10 protein-coding genes, 1 tRNA gene and 1 riboswitch are annotated in these 11,960 nt (G+C 68.1%); of the genes, 6 read left to right on the top strand and 5 right to left on the bottom strand.

What is annotated here, in order from left to right:
• The first annotated feature begins 145 nt into the window (after positions 1 to 145).
• Both ACILQR_RS04780 and ACILQR_RS04775 read left to right on the top strand, forming a co-directional pair.
• The gene (locus ACILQR_RS04780; RefSeq protein WP_395650340.1) at positions 146 to 865 is read left to right on the top strand and encodes a glutathione S-transferase N-terminal domain-containing protein; all 720 of its coding nucleotides are present in this window, start codon (positions 146 to 148) and stop codon (positions 863 to 865) included.
• 195 nt (positions 866 to 1,060) lie between these two features.
• Positions 1,061 to 1,363 (top strand): sel1 repeat family protein, encoded by a 303-nt coding sequence (locus ACILQR_RS04775; RefSeq protein ID WP_395650339.1) that lies wholly within the window; start codon positions 1,061 to 1,063, stop codon positions 1,361 to 1,363.
• A 51-nt stretch (positions 1,364 to 1,414) separates the two neighbouring features.
• On the opposite strand, the gene ACILQR_RS04770 is transcribed toward ACILQR_RS04775, so the two are convergent.
• Entirely contained in the window at positions 1,415 to 2,149 is a 735-nt protein-coding gene (locus ACILQR_RS04770; RefSeq protein WP_395650338.1) for a polysaccharide biosynthesis/export family protein, read from the bottom strand.
• A gap of 120 nt (positions 2,150 to 2,269) precedes the next feature.
• On the opposite strand from ACILQR_RS04770, the gene ACILQR_RS04765 reads away from it, so the two are divergent.
• On the top strand, positions 2,270 to 3,712 hold the full coding sequence (locus ACILQR_RS04765) for a GumC family protein (RefSeq protein ID WP_395650337.1): 1,443 nt from the start codon (positions 2,270 to 2,272) through the stop codon (positions 3,710 to 3,712).
• Positions 3,713 to 3,773: 61 nt separating this feature from the next.
• Positions 3,774 to 4,475 (top strand): hfsB, encoded by a 702-nt coding sequence (locus ACILQR_RS04760; protein WP_395650336.1) that lies wholly within the window; start codon positions 3,774 to 3,776, stop codon positions 4,473 to 4,475.
• On the opposite strand, the gene ACILQR_RS04755 is transcribed toward ACILQR_RS04760, so the two are convergent.
• From ACILQR_RS04755 to ACILQR_RS04740, 4 genes are read right to left on the bottom strand one after another with little or no spacing between them, the layout of a single operon-like run.
• Entirely contained in the window at positions 4,472 to 5,416 is a 945-nt protein-coding gene (locus tag ACILQR_RS04755) for a glycosyltransferase family 2 protein (protein WP_395650335.1), read from the bottom strand. The two genes, ACILQR_RS04760 and ACILQR_RS04755, sit on opposite strands and share 4 nt — an antisense overlap.
• Before the next feature lies 1 nt (position 5,417).
• Entirely contained in the window at positions 5,418 to 6,350 is a 933-nt protein-coding gene (locus ACILQR_RS04750; protein ID WP_395650334.1) for a glycosyltransferase family 2 protein, read from the bottom strand.
• On the bottom strand, positions 6,347 to 7,798 hold the full coding sequence (locus ACILQR_RS04745) for a lipopolysaccharide biosynthesis protein (protein ID WP_395650333.1): 1,452 nt from the start codon (positions 7,796 to 7,798) through the stop codon (positions 6,347 to 6,349). Before ACILQR_RS04745 ends, ACILQR_RS04750 begins: the two co-directional genes overlap by 4 nt.
• Positions 7,798 to 9,369 carry an exopolysaccharide biosynthesis polyprenyl glycosylphosphotransferase gene (locus tag ACILQR_RS04740; RefSeq protein WP_395650332.1) on the bottom strand — a complete coding sequence of 524 codons (1,572 nt, stop codon included), beginning with the start codon at positions 9,367 to 9,369 and terminating at the stop codon, positions 7,798 to 7,800. Before ACILQR_RS04740 ends, ACILQR_RS04745 begins: the two co-directional genes overlap by 1 nt.
• A 127-nt stretch (positions 9,370 to 9,496) precedes the next feature.
• On the opposite strand from ACILQR_RS04740, the gene ACILQR_RS04735 reads away from it, so the two are divergent.
• Positions 9,497 to 9,588: transfer RNA gene (locus tag ACILQR_RS04735), tRNA-Ser, on the top strand.
• Positions 9,589 to 9,624: 36 nt separating this feature from the next.
• A riboswitch (cobalamin riboswitch) is annotated at positions 9,625 to 9,817 on the top strand.
• 150 nt (positions 9,818 to 9,967) lie between these two features.
• Positions 9,968 to 11,932, top strand: a complete 1,965-nt coding sequence (locus tag ACILQR_RS04730) for a TonB-dependent receptor plug domain-containing protein (RefSeq protein WP_395650331.1) — start codon at positions 9,968 to 9,970, stop codon at positions 11,930 to 11,932.
• The last annotated feature ends 28 nt before the right edge of the window (positions 11,933 to 11,960 follow it).

Here is an 11,960-nt window from a genome sequence, read left to right as displayed (position 1 = left end):
CGGGCGGCTTGTGGACAGGGTCGTCTTCCTCGCATGAACCCCGGCTGAATGTCGCGTTGGGCCTGCATGCGGGTTGCGCAGGCAGGCCCGGGTGCCCAGCTTCACCTTGAGCCGCAGCCCCAATCTGAACCCTGTCAGGATCGCCATGCCTCGTCCGATCGAACTCTGGTACTGGCCCACGCCGAACGGCTGGAAGGTCTCCATCGCGCTGGAGGAAATGGGCCTCGCCTACGAGATGAAGCCGGTCAACATCGGCAAGGGCGAACAGTTCGAGCCGGCCTTCCAGAAGATCAGCCCCAACGGCCGGATGCCGGCCATCATCGATCCGGACGGGCCGGACGGCCTGCCGCTCTCGATCTTCGAATCCGGAGCGATCCTCCAGTACCTCGCCGCCAAGTCCGGCAAATTCTATGCGACCGACCTGCGTCGAAAGGCCGAGATCGATCAGTGGCTTTTCTGGCAGGTCGGCGGTCTGGGCCCGATGGCGGGCCAGACCCATCATTTCCGCCAGTATGCCCGCGCGGTCACGCCGGACCAGAGGCACATCGCCTATGGCGTCGCCCGCTACACCAACGAGACGCATCGCCTGTACGGGGTGATGGATCGCCGGCTGGCCGACCGCGACTATCTGGCCGGGGACTATTCCATCGCCGATATGGCCGCCTGGCCCTGGGTCCTGCCGGAACTCCAGGGGCAGAACATCGATGAGTTCCCGAACCTGAAGGCCTGGCTGGATCGGGTGGGGTCGCGGCCCGCTGTCATCGCCGGTCGGGCGTTGGGCGAGGCGCTGCGAGGCAATCTGGCGGCCTCGGGAAAGGCGGCCGAGGACGCCCGTAAACTTCTGTTCGGTCAGCGCGCGCGTTAACCCCCTCTGTACCTGTGTGAATCCCGCGTTACCGGCGTCTTGAGAGGATGTGAACGCGGTTCCCAGTGTTCATTTCGCCTTTACTGAAAAGAATTTGCGGACCTCTGCGCCGTTAACTTTAACTTCAAACCGCGGGTATTTGATCAGGCCTACAAGGACGGGCCCAGAACGGGCGGCGTCAACGAGGATCTGGTGATGCAAGAAGCGATGCCTGAGTTCGAGACCGCCGACGACGCCGGTCTCCCCCTGCCGACCGCCGAGATGGACGGTGACGCCCTGTTCCGCCTGGGGATGATGTATTCGTCCGGGTCGGGCGGATGTCCGATGGACCGGGTCTCGGCCCACATGATCTTCAATCTGGCGGCCATGAAGGGTTCGATGGAGGCGCGCGTCTATCGCCGCGAGATGTCGGCCGAGATGGAACGCGAGGAAATCGCCGAGGCCCAAGCGGCGGCCCGTCGCTATGTCGACGCCGGCGTGGTCAAGTTCGCGGCCTGACGAGACCATCGGGGCTGAAGCAGTGAGCGACCGCGTCGCGAGCGGTAGCCCCTAAAACTGCTGATACTGGCCGTTGATCGTGTAGTTGAAGCCCACGGGCAGGGCCGCCTTCACCTGGGTGAAGAAGTTGGCCAGTTCCCCAAGGGTCGAGCGCGGCACCCAGATCATGTCGCCCCGACGCAGGGCCACGACCTCGCCGCGACGCTCGCGCAGGTCGATGGCCCGGAACATGCGGGTTCCGCCGGGACCACGACGGATCACGCCGACCTTGTTCGACCGCGCGCTGGGCAGATAGCCGCCGGCCATGACGACGGCCTGGAGCGCATCGATGTCGCCGGGCATGTCGTAAACGCCCGGCGTCCGCACCTCACCCGTGACCCAGACCTTCATCGGCCCGGCCTGTTTCAGGGTGATCTCGACCACCGGCCGCACCAGCTGTGACGCCAGGGCCGAGGAGACGTTGGTCTCCAGCTCGAACAGGGTGCGATCCGCCGCCATCACCTGGCCGATCAGGGGCAGGGCGACCCGGCCGTCGGGGCCGACCTTCAACGTGCGGGTCAGTTCGGGGGCGGTGGGGGTGGCGATCTCGATCTCGTCACCGGGGTAGAGCAGGTATTCCGGCTCGACGTCCGTCCAGTCCGAGAAGCCGACGGGCTCGAACCCTTCGGTCGTGATCCGCTCGCCGGTCAGGCCGCGATCCTGGCGCGTCATGCCTTGAGCGGCCCCGCAGCCGGTCAGGGCTGCGGCACCGATGAGCATCAACAGGTGTCGGCGGTCGGGAATCATGGGGTCTCGTTCGGCCGGGAAGCGATATCGGTGAGGCTCGCCGGTTATGGGTAACCAATGGTTAATGCGGGTCCGCCAAGGATCGGCATCATTCCCAGATTCTTCGGATTCGCCCCAGTCATGCGTTCGACGGCCACCGTATCGACCCGACCGCGCTACGGCCTGCTGGACGTGATCGGCCTGCTGTTCCGCGAGCTGGGGCTGATGATCCTGATCTTCCTGGTCGTGTTCGCGATCGGGGCGGCGGCGGTGCTGACGATCAAGAAGACCTATGTGGCGGGCGCGACCATCTATGCCGGGGCGGGCCAGGAATATGTCTATCAGTCCCGGGTCGGCACCCTGACCGAACGGCCCGCGCCGCCGACGCCCGGCGAGATCGCCAATACCGAAGCCCAGATCATCGGCAGCCGCGAGGTCAAGCTGCGTGCCGTCCGCACCCTGGGGGTCTCCGCCTTCCAGACCAAGCCCTCCACCGCGCCCATGGCCAAGCAGGAAGGCGACGCGATCAAGGAGATCAATGACAGCCTGACGATCGGTACCACCCCGACCAGCGGCATCATCTCCTTGGGCTATGAAAGCGACAACGCCGAGAAGTCGGCCAACGTCCTGGCCGCGATCATCGAGGCCTATCGGGGCTATCGCCGCGAGGTGTTCCAGGATGGATCGACGTCTGCGATCGATCGCCAGAAGACCGCCTTCGAGGGCGAGCTGGCCGATGTGGACGCGGCCTATGAGCAGTTCCTGGCCTCCAACGACATCGGCGACTTCACCACGGCCAAGGCGGCGGCCGCCGCGAGCTATCAGACCACCTTCGCAGACCGGCTGAGCACCCAGGCCCAGTTGACCCAGGCGACGCAGAGGCTGGCCACGATCGAGCAGCAGCTGGCCATGACGCCCGCCGAGATCGTGCTGCAACAGGACCTGAACATCTCGGCCCAGGACCGCATCCTGACGCTGCGCACCGAGCGGGAACAGCTGCTGTCTCGCTATACGCCCGACGCCCAGCCGGTGAAGGACAAGGAGGCCGAGATCGCTGCCATGCAGGCCTATGTCGCCGGCGGCGACACGGTCGGGGCCAAGGAGGTCCGCACCGGGCCCAACACCAATTGGACCGCGCTGGAAACCACCCGGACCACGGCCGAGGCCGACCGTGACGCCCTGGCTGCCAAGCTGGCGGTGCTGGACGGTCAGTTGGCCATGATCGGCCAGCGCCAGGCCAGGCTGACGGCCCTGGAGAGCCAGAACACCATCCTCTCCGGCAATCGCGAAAACCTGACGGCCAGCATCCGCGAGTTCCAGCAGCGCGGGAGCCAGAGCCGGGCCGACAACGATCTCGTCCGCAATGGTTCGGACAACGTCCGGGTGCTGGACGTGCCGGCTGCCCCTACGCGGGGGTCCAGCCTGAAACTGCCCTTGCTGGCCCTGGTCTTCCTGTTCGCCGGGTTCACAGCCCTGTGCGTCGGCCTGCTGCGGGTGTTCAGCCGGCGGGGCTTCATCACCCCGGCCTCGGCCGGGCGAACCCTGGACCTGCCAGTGCTCGCCGTCGCGCCGATGAAGGCTTGAGGCGCGCGTCGTGAGTTCTGCGTGTTAGCCTTGAGAACCCGTGTAACGCGTAACCGATTCGATGGTTGATCTGACATCCGAGATGGCGGGCCTCTGGGCCGCGCTGGGACCGGCGCCCGCTCATCGCGGCCGGGTGATCCAGTTCGCCTGTGCCACGACCGGCGAGGGGACGTCGACGGTGGCGCGCGAGTTCGCCCGACTGGCTGCCGTGAGGGCGCGCAAGCCCGCCTGGCTGATCGACGCGGACCTGATTCAGCAGGGCCAGCAGGAGGCGGTGGCCGCCGAGCCGGAACGGTTCGGGCGGCTGGGGCCGTCAGCGGCGGCGTCGCCCGACGGCTCGGTCTTCTATGTGGTGACACCGCCCGTGCTGGGACGCGACAACAAGCCGGTCGCGCCATCGCGTCTGATGACGGCCCGCGCCTGTCTCGGCGGGCGACTCTGGGTGACGCGGTTCAGGGCCGAGGGGCTGCGTTCGGGCCAGCGCGCCGAGGCCTTGTCGGACCCGCGCTACTGGGACGCGATGCGCAAGCACGGCGACACCATCATCATCGACGCGCCCGCCGCCGACCGGAACGATGTCGCCCTGACCCTGGCCCCCTATGTGGACGCGACCGTTCTGGTGGTTTCGGCCGGGTCGACGCCCGCGAACGAGCCGGTCACCTTGCGCGACGAGATCGAGGCCGTGGGCGGGCGGATCGCCGGGATCGTGGTCAATCGCTCGACCTACAAGGCCCCGCCGTTCCTGAAGCGGTTGACCGGCTAGGCGGCCTTCAAAGCATCCAGACGGGCCAGTTCGCGTGCGCCGTAGAACTGGGGCTCGAAGCCCTTGAACCAGAACAGTTTGCCGAGGCCCCGCGCGGTTCGGTCCATCATCTCGGCGCGGCGGGGACTGCCGATCGCGCTCATGGCGATCGACGCGGCCCCCCAGACGACGGTCTGGGCGGCACCGATCAGCATCCAGCGGGCGACGGCGAAGGGTTTGCGGTCCCGGGCCGCCAGCTGGCTGGGGCTCTGGCCATAGGCGAAGGCGCGGGCCAGGGCGTAGCGCATCGTGGCCCGGTGCGGCGGGGCGAACTCGTCGACCCAGGCGTCGGCGGCCCAGCCGAAGGTGCCGCCCCGTGCCTCCAGCGCCTGGAACAGGGCGTCGTCCTCGCCGCCGCTGCGATCAGCCGCCGGATCGAACGGGGTGAGGCCGGGCAGGGCCGTGGCCCGCACCATCAAGGAGTTGCCGCAGCCGTAGGCGTAATCGATGATCTGGGTGCCCGCTGGCCCCTCGCGGCCGAAGAACCGCTCCAGATAGGCGCTGGCCCAGCCCGTTCCTTCGGGCACACGGCCACGGATCGGGCCGAAGACGACATCCGTACTCAAGGCTGCCTGGGCCGCGTTCAGCCGGGCCAGCCAGTCGTCGTCTGCCGCCTCGTCGTCGTCGAGGAAGGCGATCAACGGGGCCTTGGTGCGGGTCAGACCGGCGTTCCGCGCCGTCGCCACACCGGGGCGGGGCTCGTGGTGGTAGATCAGCGGGCAGGGGCTCTCGGCGACCAGACCGGCGACGACCCCGGCCGCGCTGCCGGTCGGGTCGTTGTCGATGACGACGATCTCGCCCAGCCTGGCCTCGACGCCTCGCTGGGCGAAGACCGACCGCAAAGCGCGGGCGAGGCTCTCCGGCCGCCGCATTGTCGGAATCAGGACCGCGACATCGCCCATCTCAGACCGCCTCGGCATAGAGGGCGGCGCGGTAGAGGCGCAGGGCGAAGGCCCGCGTCGCGACCGGCAGGGGCTCCATCATGGCCACGCGGCGGATCCAGGGCCGGATGGCACTCAGCGCCGGGATGCGCTTCAGCAGCCGGGCCGCCTTGAAGCTGGGGTAGCCCTCGATGATGTCGGGGTGTTTGGCGATCACGCGGGCGAAGTTCGGGGCCGACTGCTCGTATTTGCCGGCCAGGGCCTGGACGGTGTCGAGGCCCATATGGGTCGCAGGATTGTCGACGTGGACGACCGGATAGCGGCGCGACACCCGCATGGCCCACTCCACATCCTCCCAGCCCCAGCCGGAGAAGGCGGCGTCGAAACCCTCGCTGTCGAACACGTCGCGGCGGACCAGCAGGTTGGAGGTGTAGACGTATTTCTCTGGCGTCAGGGCGCGGATGTCGTGGGGCACGCACTCGGACTTGGCCGCCATCGACCGGTGGACGGCGAAGCGCCGGTCGGTCGGTGCCTGCAACAGAGAGAAGCCGCCGAAGGCGACGGCGGGATCATCGCGGCGCATCAGATCGGCCCAGGTGCCCAGGAAATGGGGCGTGTCCGGCCGCATGTCGCTGTCGAGGAACAGCAGGCTGCGTCCGCGCGCGGCTGTGGCCAGGCGGTTGCGGCCCTTCGAGCGGCCCTCGTTCGTGGCAAGGGTCAGCAGGGTGACGGGCAGGGCGAAGGTCGCGATGCGGGTCTCGATCGCCTCGGTCAGGGCGGGGTCGTCCGTGCCGTCGTCCATGACCACGACCTCGACGGTCCCCGCCAGGGTTGCGGCCTCGGTCTCAAGCGCATCGAGCAGGGGCAGGGGGTCGTCGCGCAGGAACGGGATCAGCACCGACAGGATCGGCCGTGCGGTCAGGCTGGCAGGGTTGGCGAAGGTTCTGACGGTCATGCGGGGGCCCTGCGCTGCCGGGCCTGGGCGACGAGGCGCAGGATCAGGTCCCGGACGCCCGCAGCGTTCATCGTGACCGCCGCCGCACCATAGACGAGGGCTCCCACGGTGGCGTCCAGCATCAGCTCGGCGAAACCTCCGATCGGGGGCAGGGTCCGGACAACCAGCGCCATCAACCCCGCCGCGATCAGGCATCGGATCAGACAATCCCACGGGATGGGCAGTGGGATGACCTTGCGACCCATGGCCAGGGTCGCCAGCATCCCCAGACCAAAGCTGATTGCCGTCGACCAGGCCGCGCCGACCAGGCCGAAGCGGGGGATCAAAAACAGGTTGAGCAAGACGTTCGCCACGGCCGGGATGATCATCGCCACCAGCAACAACCGCGTCTTCTGGCCCAGGGTGAAGGCCTGGCCGAAATAGTAGGCGGTCATGCCATACAGCAGGGCCGAAAAGGCGATCCAGGGCGTGACCAGGGTGGCGGCGTCGCGCAGGTCCGGGCCGATCATGACGTCGGCGAGCGGCCGCGCCACGAGGGCCACGCCCGCCGCCGCCGGGATGCCGATCAGGAAGAAGGTCGAGGCCTGTTCCTTTGCCGCTTCCTTGAGACGGTCGAGCCCGCCGCGCTCCAGCGCCATGACCAGCGCCGGCTGACCCGCCGCGCCCAGCCACAGGAACAGCACGTCCAGCGTCCGGTTGGCGATGGAATAGCCCGCGTGATAGGCACCGACCGCCGCCTCATCCATGAAGATGGCCAGCAGGAACCGGTCGGTCGAGGCCAGCACCAGCGCCAGGGTCAGGGACGCCGCGATCGGATAGCCATAGGCGGCATAGGTCTTGAGCCGCGCCACCTCGACGACGCCGGCCCTGGCCTGTCTGAGCTCGCCCGGCAGGATGAAGGGCAGGGCACACAGGGGAGCGAGACCCAGCCCGATCAAGGGGGCCGCTCCGCCCGCGCCGCCGAGGGCGAAAGCCACGCCAATCGCGAGACCGCCGATGGTCGTGGCGATATCAAGCAGAGCCGAGCGCGAGACCTCTCCCGCCGCGCGATAACGCTCCTGTGCCAGCTTGGTCAGGCAGCGCACGGGACAGCCCAGCAATCCCGCACCGATGGCGATCTTGAATACCGGATCCAGCGGGACGAGCCACAGGGTGATGCCGGCCACCGGCACGAACAGGGCGATCAGGATGAAGGTCGTACGGTACAGGCTGGCGAAATGGGCTGCCATGGACCGGCCGGGTTCTTGCGCCGCCCAGTAGCGCGCCATGGCGGCTTCCAGCCAGCTGAAGACCAGGACGTGGGCCAGGATCGTGATCGAAAAGGCCAGGGCGTACCGGCCGAAATCGTCGGCGCTCAACAGGCGCGTGAAGACCCAGATCGCGCCGAACCCGACGACGCCCTGGACGATATTGGCGGGCAGATAGCCCCAGACGCCCCGCCAGAACATCAGCGAACCGCCAGACGGTCGCCGAGCAGGACGGGGACGGTCAAGGCCATGATCCACAGGTCGAGCCACAGCGACTGACGCTCGATGTATTCGACGTCGAGCTGGACGCGTCGACGCACGTCCTGGGCGTTGTGGAGCGGCCCGCGCGAGCCGTTGATCGCCGCCCAGCCGGTCATGCCGGGCTTCATGCGGTGACGATGGGCGTATTCGGCGACCAGCAGGGCCGATTCGATCTGGCCCGTCTTCATGCCGATGGCGTGGGGGCGTGGGCCGACCAGCGACATCTCGCCCTTGAGCACGTTCAGCAGCTGGGGCAGTTCGTCCAGACTGGTGGACCTCAGGATCTTGCCGACCCGGGTGACCCGGTCGTCGTCGGCCGTGACCTGACGCGAGGCGGTGGCGTCGGCCGTCGCCTGACGCATCGAGCGGAATTTCCACACGACGATCTCTTCCTGATTGAAGCCGTGACGACGCTGGCGGAAAAAGATCGGGCCGGGGCTGTCCAGGCGCACGGCCAAGGCCGTCAGGGCGATGACCGGCGCCAGCAGGACCAGAGCCAGACCCCCGACCAGCATATCCTGCATCCGCTTGTTGAAGGCGCGGCGGTCGGCGTCCAGCGGGCCGTCCAGCGACGCCAGAGGCGCCCGCGCCAGGCGTTCGAGAGCGGCGTTGCGCTCATCCGACCCCTGCGGATCGACCAGCAGCATGACTTCGTTGGGCAGGGTCTGCAGCCGTGCGGTCAGTTCGCGTACCCGCGCCTGGGCATTGGGATCGATGGCCAGGACGATGCGGTCGACATAGGGGGTCATCTTGTGGGTCAGCAGGTCGTTCGATCCACCCAGGACCGGCACGCCCTCGATGCTCTGCGGCGACCGCGCCAGCCGATCGTCGAAGACGCCCAGGACATTGATGTCGCGCCGCTTCAGAGCCTCCTTGATCAGGCGTTCGGCGTGTTTGGTGGCACCGACCAGCACGACGTTGGGGGTCAGGGCGCCCGAGGCGCGCCAGCGCGCGACCGTCCCGCTCCAGATCAGGTGCAGGGTATAGAGGGTCAGCAGGGTGGTCGCGGCCCAGATCAGCAGCCAGGCCAGATCGGCCTCGACCGGGTCGATGAGCAGGCCGATGGCCATGGCGACGGCACCACCCGCCGTCACGACGGCGGCGACGCGGCCCAGATGCATCAGCACGGCCTCACCGCGCGAAAACCGGTACAGGCTCAGCGACCGCATCAGACCCAGGACGATGATCGCGCCCAGCCCGAACGGCAGCACCAGCGCCAAGCGGTCCTGCAGCAGGCTGCCCGACCCTGCTGCCCAGCCGCAGACGAGGGTCACCGACAGGACGGCCAGCACGTCGATCGCCCTGAAATAGTGGCCGGCCAGGCGCGAGGCGTGCCTCTGGCGCGCGTTCAGCCAGACTTCGGGCCGGAAAGGGCCGCGCCGCGCAGAGCCCGCGACCTCTGCGCCCGACCCGCCACGGGCGGCCGTCGCCGCCAGGGCCTGGAGCCCGGTCACATCCAGCGGCCGGCGCTCGCGGGAGGGCTGGCGACTGGCATTCAGTGTGGAGGACATGGACAACCGGCGCGGTGACAAGGACGCCACATCCTGCACAACCCCCATGGATGTCGCGTTAACGCGAGAACTTTGGCGCGCCCCCGATTGCGCCCGGCGACGGTCTTCGCTATCGACAGCGCCTGCCGGAGACGTGGCCGAGTGGCTGAAGGCAACGGTTTGCTAAATCGTCGTACCCTGTAAGGGGTACCGAGGGTTCGAATCCCTCCGTCTCCGCCAGACCCTTTCCCGTTGCCTCGGTGAGCGACCTGCCCTAAGGGCAGCCCCGCGACAGGTTCCTCAGCGATGAGGATGAAAAGGGAACTCGGGTGCAAATCCCGGACTGCCCACGCAACTGTAAGCGGCGAGCCCGCGCACCATCAGCCACTGGACCCCCGGGTCTGGGAAGGCGGTGCGCACCGGCATTGACCCGTGAGCCAGGAGACCTGCCCGTCGTGGTCGTCCTTCGCGCGGACGTGGTGTGCCGAGCGGAACGGGATCTACCCGAATGACGACGTCTGTTGGGCCGCGTGCGAGCGCGGTCGCGACCGGGCGCGTCTTGTGTCCGATTGTGACCGATCTCGGCCGGCTCGTTGTCGAGCAAGGGATTGGACCCGAAATGAAGACCGCACTCCGCCTCAGCGCCGCCACGGCCGCGCTACTCCTCACCGCCTCAGCCGCCTCGGCCCGGGCCGTTCAAACCGCCGATCAGGACACGGCCCTGCTGGGCGACGTCGTCGTCACGGCCAACCGCTCGGCTCAGCCTGCCGATCGCGTCGGCCAGTCGGTCACCGTCCTGACCACCGACCAGATCGAGGCCAGCCAGGCCGTGGCGGTGGTCGATCTGCTGGCCCGCACGCCCGGCGTCAGCGTCACCAGCAACGGCGGGCCCGGCCAGCCGACGGCCCTGCGCATCCGTGGGGCCGAGGGCGACCAGACCCTGGTCGTTGTGGACGGGGTCAAGCTGAACGACCCGTCTGCACCCGGTGCGGGCTATAATTTCGGCAACCTGCTGACCGGTGACGTCGCCCGGATCGAGGCCCTGCGCGGGGCCCAGTCGACCCTGTGGGGCTCCCAGGCGATCGGCGGTGTGGTCAGCCTGGTCACCGCCCGGCCGACCGAACCGTTCCAGGCATCGCTGGACGCCGAGGCCGGTTCGCGCGGCACTCACTCCCTGCGTGGCGGGCTGGGCGGGGCGACCGACCGGATCGACTGGCGCGTCGCGGCCTCCCACTATCAGACGGACGGCTTCTCGGCCTTTGCGCGCGGAACCGAGGACGACGCCTATGAGAACACGGGCCTCAGCGGGCGCGTGAGCGTCGCGGTGACCGACGACATCTCGCTGGACCTGCGCGCCGTCTATTCCAGCGGCACCGTTGATTTCGACGGCTTCCCGGCCCCAGCGTTCTCCTTTGCCGACACCAATGAATACGGGACGACCAAGGACCTGGTCGCCTATGCGGGCGTCAACTTCGACCTGTTCGAGGACCGGCTGAAGAACCGCGTCGCCTATGGCTTCACGCGCACCGATCGCCAGAGCTTCAACCCGGCCCAGTCCAACACCACGCTGACCTTCGACTCGCGCGGCGAAAATCGTCGTTACGAATATCAGGGCGTGTTCGACATCCGCGAAGGCTGGACCGCGACCTTCGGGGCCGAACACGAGGACTCCGAGTTCCGCAGCGCCTCGCCGTCGTCCTTCAACCCGAATCCCGTCCCGGCGACAGCCTCGGTCGGGCTCGATGGCTTCTATGCCCAGCTTCAGGCCGAGGTGGTCGATGGGCTGACCCTGACCGGGGGCGTGCGCCGTGACGAGCATGACGCGTTCGGGGGCAAGACCCTGGGTCAGGCGGCGGCCGCCTGGGCGCTCAACGGTGGTTCGACGGTGCTACGTGCCAGCTTCGGCCAGGGCTTCAAGGCGCCCAGCCTGTATCAGCTCTACAGCGAATACGGGAACGCCGGCCTGTCCCCGGAAGAGGCCGACGGCTGGGATGCCAGTGTCGAGCAACATCTGTTCAGTGGCGCGGTGATCGTTTCGGCGACCTATTTCGATCGGGACACCACCAACCAGATCGACTTTGCCTCCTGCACCGGGACCGAGACCATCGCCTCGAACCCTTTGTGCTTCCGCAACGGCGTCCGGCGTTTCGGCTACTATGCCAACATCGCCCGGGCCACGGCCAACGGTGTGGAGCTCGCGGCGCAGGGCACGTTCGGCGCGCTGCAGCTCGACGCCAACTATACCTTCACCGAAACCACGAACGAGTCGCCCGGTGCCAACCGTGGCAGGGAACTGGCCCGTCGGCCCCAGGACATGGCCAACCTGTCGGCGACCTATGTCTGGCCGTTCCGCCTGTCGACGACGGTGGCGGCGCGTTATGCGGGCGAGAGCTTCGACAATGCGTCCAACTCGGCGCGGCTGGACGCCTATACCCTGGTCGACCTGCGGGCCTCCTACCCGGTCAATGACACGGTCGAGATCTATGGCCGGATCGAGAACGTCGGCGACGAGGTCTATGAGACCACGCGGACCTATGGCGTCGCCGGTCGCGGGACCTTCGTCGGTGTCCGGGCGCGCTTCTAGCACGGGCGGTGGCGCGGACGGTTCGATC

Source organism: Brevundimonas sp., from assembly GCF_044239655.1.
In the GTDB taxonomy this organism is placed as follows: domain Bacteria; phylum Pseudomonadota; class Alphaproteobacteria; order Caulobacterales; family Caulobacteraceae; genus Brevundimonas.
This window is presented reverse-complemented; position numbering and strand designations above follow the sequence as displayed.

Coding starts and splice junctions, on each gene's coding strand:
- ACILQR_RS04770 (WP_395650338.1), bottom strand. CDS start 2,149: ATGATTCCCGACCGCCGACACCTGTTGATGCTCATCGGTGCCGCAGCC.
- ACILQR_RS04730 (WP_395650331.1), top strand. CDS start 9,968: ATGAAGACCGCACTCCGCCTCAGCGCCGCCACGGCCGCGCTACTCCTC.
- ACILQR_RS04780 (WP_395650340.1), top strand. CDS start 146: ATGCCTCGTCCGATCGAACTCTGGTACTGGCCCACGCCGAACGGCTGG.
- ACILQR_RS04755 (WP_395650335.1), bottom strand. CDS start 5,416: ATGGGCGATGTCGCGGTCCTGATTCCGACAATGCGGCGGCCGGAGAGC.
- ACILQR_RS04740 (WP_395650332.1), bottom strand. CDS start 9,369: ATGTCCTCCACACTGAATGCCAGTCGCCAGCCCTCCCGCGAGCGCCGG.
- ACILQR_RS04765 (WP_395650337.1), top strand. CDS start 2,270: ATGCGTTCGACGGCCACCGTATCGACCCGACCGCGCTACGGCCTGCTG.
- ACILQR_RS04750 (WP_395650334.1), bottom strand. CDS start 6,350: ATGACCGTCAGAACCTTCGCCAACCCTGCCAGCCTGACCGCACGGCCG.
- ACILQR_RS04775 (WP_395650339.1), top strand. CDS start 1,061: ATGCAAGAAGCGATGCCTGAGTTCGAGACCGCCGACGACGCCGGTCTC.
- ACILQR_RS04745 (WP_395650333.1), bottom strand. CDS start 7,798: ATGTTCTGGCGGGGCGTCTGGGGCTATCTGCCCGCCAATATCGTCCAG.
- ACILQR_RS04760 (WP_395650336.1), top strand. CDS start 3,774: ATGGTTGATCTGACATCCGAGATGGCGGGCCTCTGGGCCGCGCTGGGA.